21 protein-coding genes are annotated in these 22,483 nt (G+C 41.7%); 11 read left to right on the top strand and 10 right to left on the bottom strand.

The window, feature by feature from the left end:
• Positions 1-84: 84 nt before the first annotated feature.
• Positions 85-573, bottom strand: coding sequence for a hemerythrin domain-containing protein (locus tag IQ274_RS15370; protein WP_163934786.1), 489 nt, complete (start codon positions 571-573; stop codon positions 85-87).
• A 265-nt stretch (positions 574-838) separates the two neighbouring features.
• Between IQ274_RS15370 and IQ274_RS15365 the strand changes: the two genes are divergently transcribed.
• From IQ274_RS15365 to minE, 7 genes are all read left to right on the top strand, one after another.
• On the top strand, positions 839-991 hold the full coding sequence (locus IQ274_RS15365; RefSeq protein WP_228058203.1) for a hypothetical protein: 153 nt from the start codon (positions 839-841) through the stop codon (positions 989-991).
• An 18-nt stretch (positions 992-1,009) separates the two neighbouring features.
• Entirely contained in the window at positions 1,010-1,507 is a 498-nt protein-coding gene (locus tag IQ274_RS15360; protein ID WP_163934792.1) for a DUF29 domain-containing protein, read from the top strand.
• 40 nt (positions 1,508-1,547) lie between these two features.
• Entirely contained in the window at positions 1,548-2,210 is a 663-nt protein-coding gene (locus IQ274_RS15355) for a hypothetical protein (protein ID WP_012410006.1), read from the top strand.
• 176 nt (positions 2,211-2,386) lie between these two features.
• On the top strand, positions 2,387-3,709 hold the full coding sequence (locus IQ274_RS15350; protein ID WP_194142771.1) for a four-carbon acid sugar kinase family protein: 1,323 nt from the start codon (positions 2,387-2,389) through the stop codon (positions 3,707-3,709).
• 251 nt (positions 3,710-3,960) lie between these two features.
• Positions 3,961-5,049 (top strand): septum site-determining protein MinC, encoded by a 1,089-nt coding sequence (gene minC / locus IQ274_RS15345; RefSeq protein WP_194142770.1) that lies wholly within the window; start codon positions 3,961-3,963, stop codon positions 5,047-5,049.
• Between the two features lie 285 nt (positions 5,050-5,334).
• Positions 5,335-6,141: a septum site-determining protein MinD gene (gene minD, locus IQ274_RS15340; RefSeq protein ID WP_012410009.1), complete on the top strand. Its 807-nt coding sequence runs from the start codon at positions 5,335-5,337 to the stop codon at positions 6,139-6,141.
• Positions 6,142-6,177: 36 nt separating this feature from the next.
• Positions 6,178-6,468 (top strand): cell division topological specificity factor MinE, encoded by a 291-nt coding sequence (gene minE / locus IQ274_RS15335; protein ID WP_012410010.1) that lies wholly within the window; start codon positions 6,178-6,180, stop codon positions 6,466-6,468.
• A 303-nt stretch (positions 6,469-6,771) separates the two neighbouring features.
• Here the strand turns inward: minE and IQ274_RS15330 are convergent, their stop codons facing one another.
• Positions 6,772-8,094, bottom strand: a complete 1,323-nt coding sequence (locus IQ274_RS15330) for a hypothetical protein (RefSeq protein ID WP_194142769.1) — start codon at positions 8,092-8,094, stop codon at positions 6,772-6,774.
• An 863-nt stretch (positions 8,095-8,957) separates the two neighbouring features.
• On the opposite strand from IQ274_RS15330, the gene fmt reads away from it, so the two are divergent.
• The gene (gene fmt / locus IQ274_RS15325) at positions 8,958-9,959 is read left to right on the top strand and encodes a methionyl-tRNA formyltransferase (RefSeq protein WP_194142768.1); all 1,002 of its coding nucleotides are present in this window, start codon (positions 8,958-8,960) and stop codon (positions 9,957-9,959) included.
• A 48-nt stretch (positions 9,960-10,007) separates the two neighbouring features.
• Here fmt and IQ274_RS15320 read toward each other — a convergent pair whose 3' ends face one another.
• Together IQ274_RS15320 and IQ274_RS15315 are read right to left on the bottom strand one after the other, a co-directional pair.
• Positions 10,008-10,373, bottom strand: a complete 366-nt coding sequence (locus tag IQ274_RS15320; protein WP_114081723.1) for a DUF6464 family protein — start codon at positions 10,371-10,373, stop codon at positions 10,008-10,010.
• A 107-nt stretch (positions 10,374-10,480) separates the two neighbouring features.
• Entirely contained in the window at positions 10,481-11,992 is a 1,512-nt protein-coding gene (locus IQ274_RS15315; RefSeq protein ID WP_194142767.1) for a hydroxysqualene dehydroxylase, read from the bottom strand.
• Between the two features lie 181 nt (positions 11,993-12,173).
• Here IQ274_RS15315 and IQ274_RS15310 point away from each other — a divergent pair, with 181 nt between their 5' ends.
• Entirely contained in the window at positions 12,174-13,076 is a 903-nt protein-coding gene (locus tag IQ274_RS15310; RefSeq protein ID WP_163934810.1) for a class I SAM-dependent methyltransferase, read from the top strand.
• Positions 13,077-13,335: 259 nt separating this feature from the next.
• Here IQ274_RS15310 and IQ274_RS15305 read toward each other — a convergent pair whose 3' ends face one another.
• Positions 13,336-14,439, bottom strand: a complete 1,104-nt coding sequence (locus IQ274_RS15305) for a calcium-binding protein (RefSeq protein WP_194142766.1) — start codon at positions 14,437-14,439, stop codon at positions 13,336-13,338.
• A gap of 275 nt (positions 14,440-14,714) precedes the next feature.
• Here IQ274_RS15305 and modB point away from each other — a divergent pair, with 275 nt between their 5' ends.
• Positions 14,715-16,526 carry a molybdate ABC transporter permease subunit gene (modB, locus tag IQ274_RS15300; protein ID WP_194142765.1) on the top strand — a complete coding sequence of 604 codons (1,812 nt, stop codon included), beginning with the start codon at positions 14,715-14,717 and terminating at the stop codon, positions 16,524-16,526.
• A 120-nt stretch (positions 16,527-16,646) separates the two neighbouring features.
• Here modB and IQ274_RS15295 read toward each other — a convergent pair whose 3' ends face one another.
• On the bottom strand, positions 16,647-17,018 hold the full coding sequence (locus tag IQ274_RS15295) for a four-helix bundle copper-binding protein (RefSeq protein WP_163928093.1): 372 nt from the start codon (positions 17,016-17,018) through the stop codon (positions 16,647-16,649).
• 537 nt (positions 17,019-17,555) lie between these two features.
• Positions 17,556-18,620 (bottom strand): YheT family hydrolase, encoded by a 1,065-nt coding sequence (locus tag IQ274_RS15290; protein ID WP_194142764.1) that lies wholly within the window; start codon positions 18,618-18,620, stop codon positions 17,556-17,558.
• 156 nt (positions 18,621-18,776) lie between these two features.
• Here IQ274_RS15290 and IQ274_RS15285 point away from each other — a divergent pair, with 156 nt between their 5' ends.
• The gene (locus IQ274_RS15285) at positions 18,777-19,520 is read left to right on the top strand and encodes a response regulator transcription factor (protein WP_163928006.1); all 744 of its coding nucleotides are present in this window, start codon (positions 18,777-18,779) and stop codon (positions 19,518-19,520) included.
• A 209-nt stretch (positions 19,521-19,729) separates the two neighbouring features.
• Here the strand turns inward: IQ274_RS15285 and IQ274_RS15280 are convergent, their stop codons facing one another.
• The 3 genes from IQ274_RS15280 to IQ274_RS15270 all read right to left on the bottom strand — a co-directional run bounded on the left by IQ274_RS15280 (position 19,730) and on the right by IQ274_RS15270 (position 22,378).
• Positions 19,730-19,951 (bottom strand): hypothetical protein, encoded by a 222-nt coding sequence (locus IQ274_RS15280; RefSeq protein WP_163928008.1) that lies wholly within the window; start codon positions 19,949-19,951, stop codon positions 19,730-19,732.
• 56 nt (positions 19,952-20,007) lie between these two features.
• A complete protein-coding gene (locus tag IQ274_RS15275) occupies positions 20,008-21,507 on the bottom strand; it encodes a cryptochrome/photolyase family protein (protein WP_163928010.1) in 1,500 nt (499 codons plus the stop codon).
• A 79-nt stretch (positions 21,508-21,586) separates the two neighbouring features.
• A complete protein-coding gene (locus IQ274_RS15270) occupies positions 21,587-22,378 on the bottom strand; it encodes an SAM hydrolase/SAM-dependent halogenase family protein (RefSeq protein WP_194142763.1) in 792 nt (263 codons plus the stop codon).
• Positions 22,379-22,483 lie beyond the last annotated feature (105 nt).

The raw sequence follows: 22,483 nt of genomic DNA, 5'->3' as shown, positions 1-22,483 counted from the left end.
ATAAAGGAATATTTTGTTTAATGCACCAATTACCTTTGAATTAGGGCTAATTGTTTATACAAAGACTGAGAAAAAAATACGTTCCTACATTGCTAATGCAGCTTCTACATTTGACACCAACTTATCTTTAGTTTCCTGAAACTCTTGACCCAATTCAGTTAACTCCTTATCACTCATACATTCGCGCACAGCATTAAAAATTTCGCTTTCTTCTTCTTCTACATGATGCTCAAATGTCTCCTTCAATTCGAGCATTTTTTCTTTAAACTCAGGATCGCTAGGTTTAAGTGCCTTAATCTCTTCTAAAATCACTGAAACTTCTTCGTGTTCTTCTTCAGCTTCTTCAACATATTGTTCAGTTTCTTCGTATTCTCGCAAAGCTGGGTAGAAAACTAATTCTTCAGTTCTTGCATGTAAGATGACCGCTACATAGATTTGATTGAATTGCTCAACTAATTTTGCACCCTTAGATTTCTCTGCTTCTGCAAAAAGCTTCTCCACTTGACGATGCTCTGCTTCAATTAATGCCAAAATGTCTGTTGCTTTATCTTTATTAGCTTTAGTTCTAGCCATTTTATTTCTCCTTGTTAATTAGAGATTTATAGGGCTGAAAATTTGGAGGTTAATGAATGAGAACTCGTATATTCTCAATGAATTGCTAAATTAAAACCTCATTCTTTCAGTAAGCTTTAGTTTAGACTTAAGGAATATTTCCGCTATTGCAACCTAACTGAAATTCATAACCTCAGCATGATGGATACTGAGTATGTAGCGTTAGCAGCCCAAGAATACGGCTCAATCATCAACCATACGACCTGTGAACGCCCAAAGAGTGGCTATGGCAGTAAGATGGACTGCGGTGGGCTATGCCTACGCCTCTGAAATTCCATCAGATGGTGCATGGGAAATGTCAGCTTTGCCTGATGGACAAGTACAAGTCATACTGAGTTGGCGTTTACCCTCAGTCGATCTGGCTAAATTAAAAAAATAGTAGGAGTTGGGCTAGTCTATGGTAAAACCAATAATCCAATCAGCAACTCAAACCTTATACGACGAAGATTATTACCTCTGGCTGAGGACAACTATAAACCAACTTCGCGCTGGACAGTTTTCTGCTGTTGATTTAGATAATTTGTTAGAAGAATTAGAAACTATGAGTAGAAGGGAGAAGCGAGCAATTGAAAGTTTATTAATTAAGCTTCTTCAACATCTACTAAAACTCAAGTGTTGGAATGAAGAGCGAGAACGTAATCTAGGAAATTGGAAAGGGGAAATCAGGACTTTTCGTAGAGACATTAAAAAAGCTCTAAAAGATAGTCCTAGCTTAAAACCTTACATCTTAGAAATATTTGATGAATGTTATCAAGACGCAAGAACAGAAGCAAGCGATCGCTCTCAACTCCCACTTGACATATTCTCCTCTATGCCCATTGGCTCTTTAGAACAAATCTTAGATGAAAACTGGTTTCCCGAATATAACCACAATCATCACGGTAAACCCGATTAAAATGAATACGCAACTTGGGTTTCCATAGGAGTATGCAGCCGTGCAGCCGGACTTAATAGGCTTGGAAATTAGTAAGGGGGAACTAAGACGTTTGACTGGATTCGATCCAGAAGACGTTTTTAGACCTTCTGTTCTGCGAGATGGCAAAAAGCGATTAGGGTTTTTTATCAATGAAATGCTGGTGACGCTGGCGCTAACGCCCATAATTGTGGGCTTTGTTTATGCGTTTATTATTCTGCCAACTATTGGTTCTTCTATTCGACTAGGAATTCTTTTACTAATTTTAGTGCCAATGCCGATATTAGTGGGGCGATGGCTATGGCGACAATTAACCTGTCCTGAAGGACTGACAATACTTTTAGACGAAGTTGATAAATATCATGACCTGGTTGCTGCCATCGATATTAATGACCAATTGGCAGCATCAGGAAACGTAGAAAGCAGTATCCATGACCGAGATAAAGTCACCGCCGCCCTGCAACTAATTAGAGAAGATTTAGTTCGCGCTCTGAAAACGGAACGAATTTTGCGAGATAATAAAAAATTGCTTGCTAATAACCAAGAGTTATTTGTGAATAATTTAGCCAGTCTGCAAGCTTTACAAGTTAGTAGTCAAGCAGGCGAATATGCTCAACTACTCAATCAATCATTGCAAATTGCGATCGATGTGCAAGCAGAAATCAGAAAATTGCACAAAGGCTAAGTGGATGTTTGTCAACCTTGGGCGACTAAAAGTCGCGGCTACACAGACAAAACCTGCCTCCGCAGGTTATAAAACCATTGATTTTGCATTAGTCCACGGAGGTGGACTTTGCTTGTGTAGTAGCGACTTCTAGTCGCCCAATACTTTCCCACAAAACAATCGCCCCGTTGACCTAAATGAGCAACAAACCAAAAATAATTGTCCTGGATGATGACCCTACAGGTTCTCAAACAGTCCACAGCTGCTTGCTGCTAATGCACTGGGATGTGGACACTTTACGCAGTGGGTTACAGGACGCTTCGCCGATTTTTTTTGTCCTGACTAACACTAGATCGCTAACGCCAGAGTCAGCTACATCTGTCACTAAAGAAGTTTGCCAAAATCTGAAAATCGCTTTGAATGCTGAAGGAATTGACGATTTTTTGATTGTCAGCCGTTCTGATTCTACTTTGCGGGGGCATTATCCCATCGAAACTGATGCGATCGCACAAGAACTCGGCCCTTTTGATGCTCATTTTCTTGTCCCAGCATTTTTTGAGGGTGGACGCATCACCCGCGACAGCGTGCATTACTTGATGATTGCTGGTGTCCCCACCCCAGTCCATGAAACCGAATTTGCCCGTGATTCAGTCTTCAGCTACCATCACAGTTACCTGCCCAAGTATGTTGAAGAAAAGACTCAAGGACGAATTAGTGCTGAAGCTGTAGAAAGGTTTCTCTTAGCTGATATTCGCGCTGGTAGTTTAGAACGCTTGTTACAACTGAGTGGTAATCAGTGCGCTGTTGTCGATGGTGAAACTCAAGATGATCTCAACCGCTTTGCAGTAGATATATTAGCAGCAGCAAGTCAAGGGAAACGTTTTCTGTTTCGTAGTGGCGCAAGTATTTTAACGGCTTTAGCCGCTTTACCACCCCAACCCATTGCTGCCGAAAACATGGCGCAATACGTGCGCCAAGGCAAACCAGGTGCGGTAATTGTTGGTTCCCATGTGAAAAAGACTACCCAGCAGTTAGAGGCGCTATTGCAAGTAGAAGGAACCGTGGGAATTGAAGTAAATGTCGCACGATTACTTGATGATACAAATCAATCTGCGGTTCTGCTAACTGAAATCAAAGAAAGTACACAGGCGGCACATGAAGCAGGTAAAACACCAGTAGTTTATACTAGCCGTCAGGAACTGAGTTTTAAAGATGTCAACACCCGATTGGAGTTTGGGGCAAAAGTTTCAAGTTTATTGATGGATATTGTGCGGGGTTTACCATCCGATATAGGATTCTTAATCAGCAAGGGTGGCATTACCTCAAACGATGTCTTGAGTACTGGGCTAACCTTAACTTCAGCCCGCTTGCTCGGTCAAATTTTAGCTGGTTGTTCAATGGTGTTAACCCCATCCGATCATCCCCAGTTTCCTGATTTGCCTGTGGTGCTGTTTCCAGGTAACGTTGGTGATGCTGATGCCTTGGGGACAATTTATCAGAGGTTGACTAAACAATCTTGAGTGTTGAGTGAAGATGATGATAATTCCGAACTACTCCCTTTCTGCTAGAAGATAATTTTTTACGTAGATGCGGCTAAGGAAGTACCCACAGGGTATGGCAATGAACGCAAAGTGAAGATACAAGTAATCTTATGGCGGAAAGGGAGTAATCTATGCTCCGCACTTTCTGGTCTGATCATGTTGTTAGATTTTCCAACTGATCTAATATTGGTAATGATTCGGAGTGTCCCTTGTCTTTTGGCTAGTACTGCATGACTTCTGATTCTGCAATTCCCAATCTCAAGTCAAATTCTGCACTTCCTAATGCAGAATCAAACTCTATCCTTTCGGAGGTAGAGGTAAATCCTACTATTTCTGATGTAGAGTCAGATCCTATCCCCCCTGATGCGGAGTTAAGATCCGTCCTCCTTTATTTAAAATCAAATACTGTCGTTGGGGATGTAGAGTCTAATCCTGCTAACCCAGACTTAGAGTCTAATCCTGCTAACTCAGATTTAGAGCCAAATCCTGCTAACTCAGATGTAGAGTCTAAGACTGATGTCGCATCAGATTTTATCTTGACTGATTCAAATCCCAATGAGTCAGCAATATCTGGGTATCGCGTAAATGATAATACTCAAGTCCAGTTAAGAAGTAAGGAGGGACGACTGTTATTAATTTTGCCCCCAGAATCTCAAGTATCTGCCTCAGAACTCAGTTGGTCTGATATTTGGCAACAAATCAGGCAACGTTTGAATGCAGGCGATCGCTTCCGGATAGCTAATACACCTGTACATCTCATGGCACAAGACCGCTTAGTAGATGCCAGGCAACTTCAAGAACTCGCCGAGGCTTTAAGTGAAGTCCAACTGCGGCTAATATCTGTCTCAACGAGTCGCCGACAAACTGCGATCGCAGCCGTAACATCTGGGTATTCTGTAGAACAATTGCAGCCTGTAACTTCCCTGAATACAGGGTCAGAAGCTACAGCTACACCCCAGGCAGATGCCCTTTATTTAGAAACAACAGTCCGCTCTGGAGTAGAAATTCGTCATCCTGGTACAGTAATTATCTTGGGAGATGTAAACCCAGGTGGTATTGTAATTGCAGATGGAGATATTATCATCTGGGGTCGTCTACGTGGAATTGCTCATGCTGGGGCCGGAGGCAATCGTGAGTGTCTGATAATGGCTTTGCAAATGGAACCTACCCAATTGCGGATCGCAGATGCTGTCGCTAGGGCACCAGAAAAATTACCGACGCAATTTTCTCCAGAAGTGGCACATATTATGCCCCAAGGGATTCGCATCGCTAGGGCTAGTGATTTTTCTAGAAACCAATTTACTAAAAGCAATCAGTAGCCCTGAATATTTACTTAAAAGATGAAGAATATGAAGGATGAAATATAGCGGTTTTCATGTAGATGGAATACACTACTCTAATGCCTTTCCCCTAGCAAAGTGTATTTAACACGACTGAGCAAAGACGCGGAGTGGCTTGTCATAAGACATCGCAATAAAAAAATATTCATCCTCGCCCTAATCAGGGAGACCAGATATTTCTTCATACTTGATACGATACTTCATACTTTATACTGCAATTTACGGTTTTATATTTCCTGAACCCTCATTGACCGCATTTCTATCATGACTCGCATTATAGTGATTACCTCCGGTAAAGGAGGAGTGGGTAAAACCACAGTTTCAGCAAATCTGGGCATGGCTTTAGCCAAAATGGGTCGTCAAGTTGCCTTGGTTGATGCGGATTTTGGTCTGAGAAATTTGGATTTGCTGCTAGGGCTGGAGAACCGCATCGTCTATACTGCGGTGGAAGTCTTGGCCAGAGAGTGTCGCTTAGAACAAGCCTTGGTGAAAGATAAACGCCAACCCAATCTTGTACTCCTACCGGCAGCCCAAAATCGCTCCAAAGATGCAGTCACACCGGAACAGATGAAGTTACTGGTCAATGCCCTAGCGCAAAAATATCAGTACGTGATCATTGATAGCCCCGCCGGTATTGAAAATGGGTTTAAAAATGCGATCGGCCCGGCCAAAGAAGCGCTAGTTGTCAGCACGCCAGAAATTTCCTCAGTTCGTGATGCCGACCGGGTAGTGGGGTTACTTGAAGCACAAGGTATCAAGCGTGTTCATTTAATAATTAACCGCATCAGACCCGCAATGGTGCAGGCAAATGATATGATGTCAGTGCAAGATGTTCAGGAACTTCTCGCCATTCCCCTGATCGGGGTAATCCCTGACGACGAGCGTGTTATTGTATCTACCAATCGCGGCGAACCCTTAGTGTTAGCGGAAAATCCCTCTTTAGCCGCCACAGCCTTTGAGAACATTGCTCGTAGATTAGAAGGAGAAAGTGTCGAATTTCTGGAGATCGACTCATCCCAAGACAGCATCTTCGCCCGTCTACGAAGGTTGTTGTGGACAAAGATTGTTTAACTTACTTTTCTAGTCTCCGCGCCAGACCTATTCGTAATGATTGAACTTCTAGAAAAACTTTTTTCTCGCGGCCCTGATAGCAGTCGAACTCAAGTTAAACGTCGCCTGCAATTGGTGATTGCTCACGATCGCGCTGATTTAGATCCTCAAACGTTGGAAAAAATGCGGAAAGAAATCCTAGATGTAGTCTGTCGCTATGTCGAAATTGAGACAGAGGGCTTGGAGTTCTCCTTAGAAAGCAACCAACGAACAACAGCTTTAATTGCTAATTTGCCCATCCGCCGGGTAAAAGGGGCCATACCTGAATGGGAAAGGGGTGATAAATAAGTTTTAATAGTTTTAGTCTTAAATATTTTTATTGCAATAGTAATGAGTTGTCCCAAGTTTTAGATTAAATAAACTTCTATATTGACATATTTGGGTGGGTGTCAATATAGGAGTTCAATACTTCTCGCTTTGTGCATTTTTAATTCGGAATCGGATTTTGGGTAAAGGTTTTTTCTTTCCCCTTCCCTTTTCCTCTTAACCGAGAAGTATTGTATTAGGAGTTTTGAGTATAGAAAGTACCCAATAAAAATCTCCCGTTGTCCATCGGTGACGATAACGGGAGTAGATAAATTATTCTATAAACTATCGGTAAGCCACTTGTGGCCCTGCCCAAATCTCTGTAACCTTTTTACCAAAAGTAATCGGCTGATCTTCATCTGTTGTGGGTACAGTCTTGCCATCATTAGCAACTTGCATTAGTGGCCAGTTTTCATCACCCAATTCACCTGCACGGAATAGTACATGATCCGGTTGCTTTTTACTCCAACCTAACAAGACAGCAATTTTCTCATGCTCATCTTGCTCATTAGCAGGAGCAACTATATTAGCGTGATTTTTTTGCCGATCCCAAATCACTGCACTATCAGTAGAATCGCCTGTGTTAAATATCCCTTCAAATTTGCGTGCTAAAAAGCGATCGCCTTTTTCCGACCAGCTAACCGGAACTAATACCCCAATTTGACCGTTCGGATTAGCCTCTTCTGACGAAGAACCCTTTAGAGCTTTTACTTTTAATAAAGGATCGCTAACTGGAGTAGTTGAAGCCATTACCCACAATTTCTTCGTGTGCATATCTTGGACAAACAGAACGCTAGTAACACGGCTGTTGTACATTTCGGGTTTTACTTCTAGTTGCACACGGCTATAAACAGCATATTTACCATCTGGAGAAACCACGGGTACGCTACGGTAGTGACGAACTCCAGAACCACCGTTGGAACCAATTGCTTCTTGAGTCGCCGTAATCCATTTCCAAGGAATAGGATGAGGACTACCTATGGGATCTATTTGTTCAGCTTGGGACTCATCACGTGGTTCAGAAACGGGTATTTCTGTTGTTGTGGTTGGTTGTGACTCTCTAAGAATTGGTGCTATTTGAGTTGCTGTCAATGATTTAGTAAAAGACTTTTCTCTAGAGAGAGATTTTTCTTGTCCTTTCAAAGACTTGATATTAGCAGCTTTGAGTTTTTGTACTAGATTAAGCTGACTAACAGGAACATCTGTTAATGGTGCAAGTTCAACTGCTGCCAAAGTATCAGGAACAGTTAAATCGTTGTTTAACCCATAACTATCTGCTTGAGCAAAAGACTCAATTTTATCTGATGGTAATACTTGCGGTTCCTGGACAGCAGGACTTTGTGTGGGTACAGAGTCAAATTTTTCTGTTAAAGAATCGATTTGATCTGTTTTCGATATTTCAGCTATCTCAGGTTCCCCAACTACAGCTATTTCCTTTGATACAGAGTCAGAATCTCCAGTCTTCGAAGTTAGTTTAGCTACTTCGGATTTTACAGGGAACGAGTGAGCCGATGCCCCTAGCAAGGGTGCGATCAGTATCACAACGACAACGTAATTGAGAAATGGTTGCGCGCGGAACCATCCTGACAGCAAAAGGGGTTTAAGCATTTGTAGACTCTCTAGAGGGGCGGTTGCTATGTGAGAAGCAATACCTATGCAGCAATGGGGCAGGCAGTAATTATATGTATAACAAGAAACTAAAAACTTTGACGAGATATTTCCTTCAAAGTTGGCTGAGTTTTACAAAAATTAAGTATCATTGTCTACACCTTTTCTTACTAAGGTACTGAATGTTTTTTTGCAAAAGTATGCGAGTATAGTAAATACGCTGAGAACTCAGTAATTACTACACGATATATAATTCTGCTGTTGATCTACCCGACAATACCAAAAACAGATATTAGTCAAGGGGTATTGAAGTTATAGTTGAGGCGATAACGCTGACAACAAAAAATGAGATAACTTAAGCTATTGGGTATCGTACTAGTTGTAACTAGTACACAATCAACAATTCAGGTTACACACTAAATATAACAGCGCAAACCCTCATAATGGTAAACGTGAGGTGTTACGTGAAAAGCTGGGAAAGCAGACGCATAATAAATCATACTCAGAAAATACTGCTGTCAGCAACCCAAATTTATAAATTGCAATCTCAACTACAAAATAGCTAGAAGACACAATAGTTTTTTTACAAACCCAACTGTATTTAATGCAAATTTGGGGTAAACGTCCGGGAACACAACAAAACTAACTTGGTAGATGCTCTAGCGGCTCGTGACGAGACACCACTAAACGATGAGGGTTTCCTAAAGGCAATGCAGCTTATACTAGCTGTTACACTTGTCAAGTTAACTATGTAAGTTAATAAAACAGCCTTTTGGTTTCACTCGATACGAAAATATTGTACCACCAAACAGCCGATATTATTTACCATTAACTAATGACTTACGATTAACAAATAATTATTAATGAAAATTGTATTTTTTGGTACACCACAGTTTGCTGTACCCACGTTGGAAAAGTTATTGAATCATTCAAAATTTGATGTGTTGGCAGTTGTCACTCAACCAGATAAACGCCGTGAACGGGGAAATAAACTTACTCCTTCACCTGTAAAGGCGATCGCCACTGCCCACAACTTACCAGTATGGCAACCAGAAAAAGTAAAAAAAGATACTAATTCTTTGACCAAGCTCAAAGAATTAGACGCAGATGTGTTTGTTGTTGTCGCTTATGGACAGATTTTATCGTCAAAAATCTTAAAAATGCCAAAGTTAGGCTGTATTAATGTGCATGGCTCGATTTTACCTAAATATCGGGGTGCAGCGCCGATTCAGTGGTGTTTGTATAATGGTGAGAAGGAAACGGGGATCACAACCATGTTAATGGATGTGGGGATGGATACCGGGCCAATGCTAGAAATAGCCACTACACCCATTGGATTACTGGATAATACTCAAGATTTAGCCGAAAGACTAGCTGCGATCGGTGGGGATTTGTTAGTGGAAACTCTGTTGAAGTTGGAACGCCAGGAAATTCAACCAATACCCCAAGATAATTTGTCAGCTACTTATGCACCTCTGATTCAAAAAGAAGATTATGGTTTGGATTGGTCAAAAAGCGCGATCCAATTACACAATCAAATTAGAGGCTTTTATCCCAACTGCACGGCTACTTTTCGTAACAACTTGTTGAAAATCACCGCTTCGGCTCCCCTTGGTTCTGTAGGCTATCGCATCCCACCAGAATTACAAGAATTAATTCATAAATTGCCTGATTTGTCAAATGTATCAGACAAACCGGGAGCTGTGGTGAACATTACCAAAGGCATTGGAGCGATCGTCCAAACTGGGGAAGGTTTATTGCTGTTGCGAGAGGTTCAGCTAGCTGGGAAACGTCCCCAGTCGGGATGGGATTTTGTTAATGGTACCCGCTTAACTGTGGGAGAAGTTTTTGGTGCGGGTCGTTGAGGGACAATAACTTTTAACTCCTGTACAGACGCGATTAATCGTGTCTCTCTAGCTCTTAACTTCTAACTTTTCATAAAAGCGGCAAGATTCGCAAGGGCCATCTGGGTTGACTGCACAGCGAATTAGTTCTGAATGAGCATTGTAGGAGCAGGTGGCATCGCCAACTACCCAACGTCCACCTACCAAACTTTTTTCAGATGGTCGTTTAGCCGACTGCACGTAAATAGCAATATTATGTAAACGGTAGCGCCCAGCTTTGAGTTGGTATTTATGGCGGCGTTCTAAAACCGCATAAGTTTTACCTTCAAAATCGAGATAATTTCCGGGTTGGGGTGTCCAATCAAGTTGCACTTTACCGAGTGACTCACGCGGATGCGTCAGAATCACCTCGGTTTGTAAAGAGTCTGGCTCCATAAGCTTATGTGATTTGATTTACATTAGAAGAATGGTATAGCATAGCTTTCTTTAGCTTACCGAATTTACGATTACAATTAATGATTACCTTTTCGTGCCCCTACGGATTAAGGCAACCAAAAGTCAGGTAGGATAGATTTGCCCAAGTCACGTAGAGTTTGGTTGAGCGATCGCGCCACTTGGATATGCGCTTCATCCTCTTCTACAGCTAAAATCTCGGCTGGCTGACCTTCTCCTAAATAAGACACGACCAAATTCGCCGCCTCCAAACCAGTAACATAAGCCTTTTCTTGTGACCAGGAACCATGACGGTTCACAATCCAATCCCCACTCATAAACACATTCTCAAAACTTGTCTTCGCGGGCAACATATAACGATAGCTACCAGGTGCAAAGTGAGTCACCGCCTGAGATAGCCGAATTACACTACTATCAACGATCTTTGCTTCCCGAAAGGCAGGTACACAAGTTGCTAAATAACCCTGAACTATTGCTAAAATCTCCTCATCACTCAAACTGAGGAACTGATTCGCATGATAAAAATCAGCTTCAATCACCGTTCCTGGCTCATCTCGATATTCATCATGTAAGGCATTCAAATCAAAAAACGTCCAACCTGTACTTGCGTCGAATCCGAAACAAGCATTAGAAGGACGGGGAATATCAATTTTGCGGTCAAACCATAGCCGCGTTGCTAAAACATCAATCCCTCCTAAATTGCTCAAATTACGGAATTCTTCATGACTTTGTAAACTAGGGCTAGTTGAGACAATTTTCTTCATTCCCGTAATCCCAACTGCAAAAATTACGGCATCTGCTTCAATTACTTCATCACCGCAAACCACACCTTTCGCCCGATGATTACTATCAACAATTAAGTCTGTAACTCGGCGCTTGGGTAGCACTCGCGCACCAGCTTTTTCAATCTGTTCTACCCAAGGACGAAATATCTTTTCTCCAACAGTTCCCCGACACCAAACTACATCAAAATCGGGTTGATGAGCCAGAATAAAAAAGTAAAGCATTCCTAAAGTTGCTGCGGCCGAACATTGTTCACCAGGGGCAAACAAGCCGACTAATAACATTGGTTCAAAAGCCTCGCGGTAAAGTCGTGCAGAAACATTAAAGTTTTTGAACAATTCCCTAGCAGTTACAAAGTCATAGCGCCGCCACGCATCATCAGAATTGTCAAAATCAACAACAGCATACAGTAAAGGCAGGGCGCTCAGACGGTCAATTAGTGGCAATCGTTTAAACTGAGTATATAGAAAAGTTCCTAGTGGGGATGGGAGTCGCGGTAAGTCCTGAAAAATCGGTGATTCAACTTCCAAGCCTGCTGGTGAATATTGCGAAGAACGAGTCCAAGTAGTAAAAGGATTAATTTCTAATTGGTTAATTAAGGAAAAAATATTTTTGTAAGGATACCAAAAACCATGAATGCCAGCTTCAACAGATTTTCCGGTGGCTGTTTGCCAACCTGCCACCAATCCACCTGGATAGGGGCCTGCTTCTAGAAGGGTCACATCATAGCCCTGTTTTGCCAAATGGTAGGTTGCTCCTAAACCAGCCCAACCACCACCTACAACTACCACCCGTTTTTTTTGTGATCCTTCTACCATCCCAGCCTCCGATTGTTGCTGTCCATCAACTAATGTATACGAACTTGTGTTCTGATCGGATGACAGGTTGTTACTATAGGGGTTTTCTTTGGGATGCCGTTCAGTAAAAATGCCTTGCGGTTAATGCTGAGTTAAGAGTATAACAGAAAACAGACTTGACTATTCATGAGGAATAATCCTAATGACTCAATTAGCAAATACAAAATTCAGTTTAAATGACTTTGAATTACGAGATGGTATTTATTTTCCTAGTGACTATGAACAATTGAATAATACTCAACATAAAAAAACATGGGACGCAATTGGTAAAACATATTATGGTTCCCAAAAAATTGAAAAACTTGCAGATACCTCTCCCATCAAACAAGATTACACTTTACTAACTGGAACACCTGGAGGTACTTGGAATAAATTTCCATTGAATAAAAGTGTTGGCTCTATTCTAGAGATTGGCTCTGGTTATGGCCGCGCACCTTTACATCTCTCGAAAGCGAAAAATCTAAAATGCGAAAAATATTATGGTATTGATATTTCTGAACCTTTATTGCGGCGGTTAATCAAAGTTAAACAAGAATATAATTTTTTCCCAGAAGCTGAATTTAACTTGATTTGTACTTCTGCTGAAATATTGCCTTTAGAAGATAATTCTATAGATTTGGTAATTTCTAACTGCGTTTTTATGCATATCCCAGATGCACAATTAAGAAGCTTGTTAGCTGATATATCTCGTGTACTAAAACCTGGCGGGATTTTTGTTTTTAATCATTCTTTTCACAATAAGTCTTGTCCTTCTCATATTATTCACAATTTCATCAGAAGGCTAAACCCATTTGTGAGAAATCCCGTTTATCTCAAGCAATATTCTGGTGCTGAAATAAATGAAATGTTAATGACTGCTGGCATACAAACTAAGTGCCCAGAATACATTGTTGAACCAACGGCAGAATATGCAATTTTGCCGGAAACTATTAAGGGAATTCCAGTACCTTTTGCTAATGCTATTAACAGAAGTCTTAAACCATCAGATGCTTTAAAAGAAACTTTGGCTTATGGTTTTAGTGCTTACAGTACGAAACTGGACTAATTCAGAAACTCTTCTATTGGGTGAAAGTTTGTAGTCATTAGCCCTAATGGAATCTTATCTGATTTGTGAAAATTAGCGATCGCTAATATCCCCGACTTATTACCAGAAGTTGGGGATCTGACTTTTCACACCATCTAGAAAGCCTCTCTCCAAACCTCTCTTCTTGTAGTGGAGAAGCTTTGAATTTTCTCCTTTCCCTACGAGGGAAGGGCGCTAGGGGGTTAGATTTGGCGTACATGACGTGAAAAGTCAGATTCACTTAAGCAATAAAGTCTAAAGCGGTAGATACGTTTGTAGTATCTTGCACAACAGCAATTAAATCGCCATTTCTGTAGATGAGGGTATCTAAAGCTGCCGCACCGCTGAAATTGGTTATTGTAAGACCGTAGCTATTGATACTACTACCAATCCTAATCTTGTCACCTTCCGATCGCTGGAAGTCTGTGATTAAGGCATATCCACTGCCTAAATAATCAATGTTGGTGCTAAAAGATCCATTAAAACCAAGGCTGAATGTATCCGCCCCAGTACCGCCAGTATACCTGTCGATTTCGCCGCTACTACCGCCATAGCCACTGAAGAAATCATTGCCTGCACCACCAATGAGTGTGTCATTGCCAACTCCACCGTAGAGCAGATCGTTACCATCTTCACCACTCAAGTAGTCATTACCTCCGGGAGTACCGCTACCATTAGTGATTTCGTCACCAAAGAGGACATCACCACCTATCCCACCATAAAGTGAGTCATTACCAGTTCCACCGATCAGGTTATCAATGCCATCACCACCGTAAATATAATCATTCCCACCTTTACCTTGAAGGTAATCGTTTCCTCCCAAACCACTCAGGAAATTTGAGTATTCATTTCCTGTAATCTCATTGTTGAGGTTGTTGCCAATGCCATAGTAAGCAGTATTTGCATACAACAATGTTAAATTCTCCAGGTTTGCCCCTAGAGTGTAGCTAGAATAGGATAGAACGGTATCAGTTCCCTCGTTAGTATATTCAGTAATAGTGTCAGCCGTATCACCTGTTTGTGCAGAAATCAGGTAAGTATCATTGCCTGTTCCGCCAAGTAAAATATCTGTGCCTGCTCCACCCCATATAAAGTCATCGCCTGCTTCACCAAAAATAACATCATTGCCATCGTCTCCGTAGAGAGTATCTTTGCCTCCGCGACCCAGGATAGTGTCCTTACCATTGCCGCCGGAAACCAAATCATTTCCCTCTCCAGCATCGATGATGTCGTCTCCGCCTTTGCCATTAATATTATCGTTGCCTGCATAACCAAAAATGGAGATGTCAGCGGATTCAGTACCGTTTAAATTGTCATTACCAGAAGTGCCGTAGATAGCAGCCATAAATAATCTCTTTTGCTATTTTTCTTAGGACTTACGCAAATGTCATATCTTTTTCGTAGAGGTTTTTCAGGGCGGAGTCTCTGCCTTTGCTATCCCATAACAGAAAATACATCTGCCAGTTGCGTGAGTCTTAACATATTCTTTCTCCAATATGAGTATTCTGTTTTTCAGATTTTCTTCATTGTTCGTAATCTAATTGATCAAGCTTTACCAACTTTTAGAGGTTAAAGTTGGTAAATTAGGGATTAATTGAGCTAACTCTTCCCCACGCAACTATGCCATTGGATTTATCGCCCCTTTGGATATCACTCAAAACTTCATTACTTGCCACATTTATCACTTTTTTCTTGGGTATTGCTGCTGCCTACTGGATGCTGGGATATCGTGGCAAAGGTAAATCATTGATTGAGGGTATCTTTATTGCGCCACTGATTTTACCGCCCACAGTTGTAGGCTTCTTGTTGCTGCTATTTTTTGGCAAAAATGGCCCTGTAGGGAAACTTATGGAGTCTTTTGACTTCACCATTGTCTTTACTTGGTATGGTGCTGCGATCGCAGCCACAGTAGTTTCTTTCCCTTTAATGTATAAAACTGCACTGGGAGCCTTTGAACAAATAGATGGCAACTTACTACGAGTAGCTAGAACCCTTGGTGCAACCGAAGCTACAATCTTTTGGCGCATCAGTTTACCTCTAGCACTACCTGGCATTGTCGCTGCCACAATGCTCGCTTTTGCGCGTGCTTTGGGAGAATTCGGCGCAACATTGATGCTAGCTGGTAATATTCCTGGACAAACGCAGACAATCCCAATGGCGATTTATTTTGCTGTGGAAGCGGGAGCAATGAATGAGGCGTGGTTTTGGGCGATCGCAATTATGGTGATTTCTCTATCTGGAATAATTGCAGTCAACTTCTGGCAAGAATTGAGGGAAAAGGGGAGAGGAGAGGGGAGTGGGGAGCAGGGAGCAGGGGAAGCAGGGGGAGAAAATCTTTATACGTTGGACTCTAGCTTTGAATCTGCTAGATTGTTTGTCAATTTTGAAAAAATACTTCCTAGCTTTGATTTAAAAGTTGCTTTTACTTCTGATGAGCAACCCTTGGGATTGTTAGGAAGCTCTGGGGCCGGTAAGAGCATGATTTTGCGCTGCCTTGCGGGGATAGAAACGCCCTCTAGTGGACGCATAGTTTTAAATGACAGAGTACTGTTTGACTCCGAACAAGGAATTAATTTACCCAGCCGCGATCGCCGCATCGGTTTTTTGGTGCAGAATTACGCTCTTTTTCCGCACTTGAGTGTGGCGCAAAATATTGCTTTCGGCTTGCCCAAAAAACTATCGGCTGGAAGTATTAGAGTACAGGTAGAAGAACAATTATTAGCGATGCAGTTGCAGGGATTAGGCGATCGCTATCCGCACCAACTTTCTGGAGGTCAACAACAACGGGTAGCCTTAGCAAGAGCATTGGCAAGTCAACCGGAAGCATTGCTTTTAGATGAGCCGTTCTCGGCACTTGACACCCATTTGCGTAGTCAATTAGAGCAGCAAATGACTGAAACTCTAGCTGACTACCAAGGTGTGACTCTATTTGTCACCCATAATATGGAAGAAGCTTATAGAATTTGTCCGAATCTATTGGTATTGGAACATGGTAGAGCCGTTCATCATGGCAGCAAATACGATATTTTCCAGCATCCTGCTACCGTTAGTGTCGCTCAACTTACCGGATGTAAAAACTTCTCCCGTGCTGTTCTCCAGTCATCACAAAAGGTGGAAGCGATTGATTGGGGTTGTACTCTTCAAGTCATTGAACCAGTCACGAGCGAATTATCCCACGTTGGCATTCGTGCCCATCAGTTCATTTTTACCAACGACTCATCACAGGAAAATACCTTTCCCTGCTGGATAGTACGAACAAGTGAAACGCCCCACCGAATGACATTATTTCTCAAACTACATTCTGCTGGTAAGAATTCTCAAGATTACCATCTGCAAGCTGAAGTCTTCAAAGAAAAATGGGCGACTATGAAAGATCAACCTTTTCCTTGGTATGTGCGTTTAGACCCTCTGCGCTTGATTTTGATGGAATAACCGCAGAAATATATGGGACATGGGAAATTTTCAAAATCATCTTACTTCAAGCGCCCAGACCCCAAAGAGTCTGAGCGCTTGAATATTAGGTTGCAGAGAAACTTCTGCTAGTTAGGGGAATTAGGCAGTCATCATTTGCATACTTCTGCAAGACTCTGCACATTTGCGGCAAGCAGCAGCACATTCCATCATTTTCATGTCATCGCTCATCATCTCACACGCCATTGCAGTGCGATCGCACATTTCCGCGCAGAGCATACAAGTGCGTTCCATGAACTCAGAACCACTCATCATCATATTCATGCACATCATGCACATTTCAGAGCAATCGCGCATCATGCTCATCATGCTCATCATGCCCTTGTCCATCTGCATACCACCTTTGGCCATGCAGTAAGTCATGGTTTCCATGCACATTTTATGACAGTCCATACAAACTTCCATACAAGCTTGCATTTCGGCAGTCATGGTTTCAGTCATCATCATCATCATAGGAAATACCTCTTGATTTTTTGATGCATAAAGAGTTGTCCTTGTAAGGACTACTCACAACATTAATCCTATCCTTTGAAAGAGTCAATGGGAGTTTTTTGTCCAGAATTTATAAGCCTACTATCCCGATATAATTACCGGAAATTTGGGCAAATCCTACAGAAGTTTGGTGCTGTTTTTTTGGTTATTCTTACACATTAAGGCTTAGAAACTCTCGTTGTGGAGTGGGGTTTTATGGAGCAAGTCAACTTTTCTATCCGCAAGCAAAAGTTAGAGCTATAATCTACATTAAAACTAATGTCATGTTTTCTTGATAAATGCTTTTTTGGAAATATTTATTAAATTATATTAAGTCAGTATTTATTAACTCTAATGAATATTTTTTATATTCTCATCGACTTCATTTCAATAACAAAATCTTAGTATTAAGTAAGCTGGTCTAATAAAAGCAAAATGTGTGAAGAAAGGTAAAGAAAGCTAAAACTCTTTTTTCCTTGCCCCTGTTTTATCCCACTGATAATTTTTACGCCAAGCTACTTATCCTTTGCGCTGTTGCTCTAACCATTGTAAAATCCGATTCCATGCCCACCAAGGATCGGAGTCTTGTACTTGACGCTGGCACTCTTTGCTACTCAAATAGCCAACATGACCACCGTACTGAGTTAGTAATAAATCTATTGCGGAATTGCGATCGCAAGCTGCTTGTAATTCCGGTATGATGGCTGGGTCAAAAAGTGGGTCATCAGCAGCATATAAAATCAAAGTCGGTTTTGAGATTTGCGGCAATATTTGTAAAGCACTACTAGCTTGGTAATATGCTTCTACAGAAGAAAAACCTAATCGGTTAATTACCAGTTCGTTATCAAAACCCCAAATACTATTCGCCCGTTCAATCGCTTCTGGGTCAATGCTTCCAGGATGGGCATCATGAATTCGCCATGCTAGTTTTTTTAAATTCTGGGCAATCCCCGCTTCCAAATATCTGCCAAAGGGTTTTGTAACTAGATAAGATAGCGATCGCTCCGAATCCAAACTCGGACAAATCACCATACCACCGCCAATATCGCTGTCTTCTAGTCCTAAATCTTCATATTCCCTAATCACCTCACCAGCCACCTTCACTGCCCATAGTGCCAATTGCCCTCCCAAAGAAAACCCTGTAAACCAAAATTTCCCAGGACATCCCATTGCCTTAGCTGCGGCGGCGATGCGAACAAAATCTTCCCCCTCATACAAACCATCAGAAGTCAGAGTTGGCGACAATTCGGCAGTTTTCCCGTGGGCCCGCCAATCAAACAACACTACAGCGTATCCTTGAGCGTAGGCTTTACGCCCTAGTACCCTCAAAAACCATTCTGTTTTTAACTCTCCAGTAATGCCATAAGTGCCAATAATCGTGCTATGGGCATTTTCTGGGATGGCAACCAAGCCAAAAATTGGCACACCTTGGCCACCAACAAAAATTTTCTCGTGATAAGACGGTTCTGGGTCTTTAGTAGTACTTTGCCAGTGACGTTTTCCCCACAAAGCGCTGTATACAGTCATCATCACACCGTTTTGTAAAAACCAAGACGGATTGTAGGGGGGAGCATAACACATCATAGACTATAAGATTTCGTGTAATTGAGTCTTGATTTCACAGTCATTTAATCTTAATATTTATGTAAGATTTAAAAACTTTTTTAGAATCGTTTCAAAAATCTTTGTATCTATCAAAGGTTGTTAATTATCCTTAATAAGTAGTAATAATTTTTAAGAATGCCGAGGATTCTTGTCATAGACGATGACCCAGCGATTTCAGAACTAGTTGCCGTCAACTTGGAAATGGCTGGCTACGATGTTAGTCAAGCTGAAGACGGCATCAAAGGTCAAGCGCTGGCTCTCCAGCTTCAACCAGACTTGATCATGCTCGATTTAATGTTGCCCAGAGTAGATGGGTTTACAGTTTGTCAACGCCTGCGCCGCGACGATCGCACCTCTGAGATTCCCGTGTTAATGTTGACGGCTTTGAGCCAAACTCAGGACAAGGTGGAAGGCTTTAATGCTGGCGCAGATGACTACCTCACTAAGCCTTTTGAAGTTGAAGAACTGCTGGCACGGGTGCGGGCACTTTTGCGACGTACTGACCGCATTCCCCAAGCCGCAAAGCATAGTGAGATTCTGAACTATGGATCATTGACCCTCGTTCCCGAAAGATTTGAGGCAATATGGTTCAATGACACGGTGAAATTGACTCACTTGGAATTTGAGTTACTTCACTGCTTGCTGCAACGCCACGGTCAAACCGTTTCTCCCAGTGAAATCCTCAGAGAAGTTTGGGGCTACGATCCCGATGACGACATAGAAACGATTCGAGTCCATATTCGCCACTTGCGAACCAAACTTGAACCAGATCCCCGCCACCCCCGCTATATAAAGACAGTATATGGTGCTGGATACTGTCTTGAATTACCCGGCGTACCTCCATCAAATGAAGGGGCTTCAGTAACAGTCGTTGAATGAAATCGCTAAATTGCCTTAACTAAGCCATCACTTAGGCAATAACTCTCAGAAACTCTTATTCCTTACCGTTTAGTTAAGGTTAGTGGAATTTTCTGCTGTGTAAAGACGTTGCATTGCAACGTCTTTACAAGCATTATTGACTCGGACATGATATGAAACGGAGTATTGCTGTAAGATACTGAACAACAGTGCTGACACTGTTTATACTACTAGTTTAAGTGCAGAACATGGACTCTAGGGTACTGACTAATTTCAGTTGGTGAATGTTTAATTTTTCCCTCGCAGTAACCCAGTTCGTACATACTAGCAGCTTGAGAATCTTGTTCTGGTGGCACTTTGGCTTTTCCAGCCCAGGCATCAGATTTTCCTAAGTTAAACCAATCTTCATTAATCATCCCTGAATCAAATATGTTCTCCGTTGTATTTGTCATTTTAAGTACCTCTACTGTACTGTTAAGTGACTGGTTCTGATATACCTTTACGATACCTATAATTGGGCGTGCCAATCTTGAGCTTGTTGACGGATAGACTGTAATTCTTCAGCAGACATTTTATCCAAATTATTTAAAATAAAACTCATCCTTCCTTGAGATTGTAGTCGTTGACGGTGTCGGTCAAGAAAATCCCAATAGAAGAAGTTGAACGGACAAGCCTTTTCGCCTACACGTTCCTTATGGTTATAAACACAACTTTTGCAATAGTCACTCATCTTATTTATATAGTTAGCAGAAGCAGCATAGGGTTTAGATGCCAACACACCTCCATCAGCAAATAAACCCATACCAATAACATTTGTCTGCATTACCCAGTCATAAGCATCAATAAACACTGCATGAAACCAGTTTTCTACAGATTGTGGTGAAAGTCCGGCAATCAAAGCAAAATTACTCAACACCATTAGCCGTTGAATATGATGAGCATAGCCAGTGCGTTCCACTTGTGTGAGAATCTGGTGTAGACAATTCATTTCGGTTCTACTTGTCCAGAAAAATTCCGGTAGCGGTTGTGTGTGGCTAAACCAATTTTTATCTGAGTAATCAGCATCTACATAGTGATAGATGCCGTGCATATATTCTCGCCAACCCAACACCTGACGAATGAAACCTTCTACACTATTTAAAGGTAATTGGTGTTGGAAGTATGCTTGTTGTACGGCTTGAATTACCTCCATTGGTTGGAGTAAACCGATATTCAAATAAGGGGAGAGTAGAGCGTGCCACATTGTTTCTTCTCCCGTTACCATTGCATCTTGGTAAGGACCAAAATGTGGTAGACGATTTTGAATAAACCAGTCTAATACTTGAAGTGCCTGTTGGCGATTTATCCCCCAGCGAAAAGGTTTTATTTCCCCATAAGTTGGGCAAGTAAGAGAATTAACCTTGGCAATGACATCAAGGGTAATTTCGTCTGCTTCAAACCATTGTGCAGGTGGTGTATTTAATTTACCTTTGGGCGGTTGACGGTTTTCTTTATCTAAATTCCACTGTCCGCCGACTGGTTTATCTTTCTCCATTAAAATTTGGAAACGCCGCCTTCCTTCCCGATAAAAATCTTCCATTAAGAGACGCTTACGGCCTGATGCCCAATTATTGAATTCTTCTGTACTCCACAAAAAATGATTGTTAGGAATCAAAGTAATTGGGCAAAACAGTTCTAAATTTTGAATCATCTGGGTGAATGGTAAATCATTCGGTGTCATCACCCGTAACTGAGTAATTTCATTTTCCCTAATCCATTCTTGGAGTGGTGTGTTAAAATCTTCAGCTATTTTGTATGTTACTGAATATTTTAGTTGTCGCAACTCTTGGGCAAAATGCCTCATTGCCGACCAAAGTAAGACTAACTTTTGCTGATGGTAAGGTCTTACTTGAACATGACGCAGTGACTCAATCAAAATTACAGGCACATTCTCCTGATGAAAACAACTTTGTAAAGCTGCTTGTTTTACCCAAAGTTGGTCGCCTAATATCCAAACCCCAATCGTCATTGTTACTACCACTAATACCCATACCTACAGATAAACATAGATAGTGCTTATCTGTAGGGTGTGGAGCAGTGAATTTGATTTAGGCAATTTGAGTTACTTGCTGATTCACACGGGGACGGCCAAAGCGCTCCCAAGCACTCCCTCCCCGCAGAAACAATTCTAAAAAGCGCAATGGTTCTCCTGAATCGCCTCTTGACCAACCGGAACTACCAGGAGCAAAGGCTAAAGTTCCTTCAGATACCTTGAAGCTACCATCAGAATACACTGCATCACTGACTACATCTCCAATTCGGATCACAATCTTGGTTTGAGGCTCCAAGTTAAGTGTATGGGCCCCAATAGTTGTTTTGATATTGCCGTAGCCATCAATCCAGGCAATTCGATCTGGTGGAACATCTGGGATTTGCTCACTCTTAAGGCTATCTCCCAGAAGGCTAAAATCTTCATTCATAATAGCAGCCGCAGCTGGAGGAAATACATCCCGTGAGCGAAACTGCGATCCACCACGAGAAACGTTGACCACTCGCAACTCCTTTGTATAGCCTTTGAGAAAGGAAAGGGTGTAGCCTGCATTCACACCCACTACTTTTACATCATTGGATAAAAGGGCATAAGTTAGTCCTTCACCTTCATTATCTCGACGGGCTTCGGGATCATCTTGACGAGGCGCACAGTTGTGATAAATTAAGCGATCGCTAGGGCCTGAGTTAAGTCCTAGTTGGGCAATCCAGAATCCCGTTGCCAAGGTACTGAATGCTGGAACCGAAAGTAAATGAATTTGGGCATGAGGAAAAGCCATCAGCAGACGTTGTGTGACTTCTATAAATGCCGGATCTCCTGTACCGTAGTCTGCAATGACGCAGATAAACATTCTGCTCCTCCTTCTGATGGGTAGTAATTTGCAATCAACGTAATTCATAATTATGAATTATGAATTATTCCGTCATTATGTGATTACAGAGTGAAATAAACACTT

The organism is Nostoc sp. LEGE 12447 (assembly GCF_015206985.1).
In the GTDB taxonomy this organism is placed as follows: Bacteria; Cyanobacteriota; Cyanobacteriia; order Cyanobacteriales; family Nostocaceae; genus Nostoc.
Note: the sequence above shows the minus strand (reverse complement) of the source record. Positions and strands in the feature narration are given on the sequence as shown.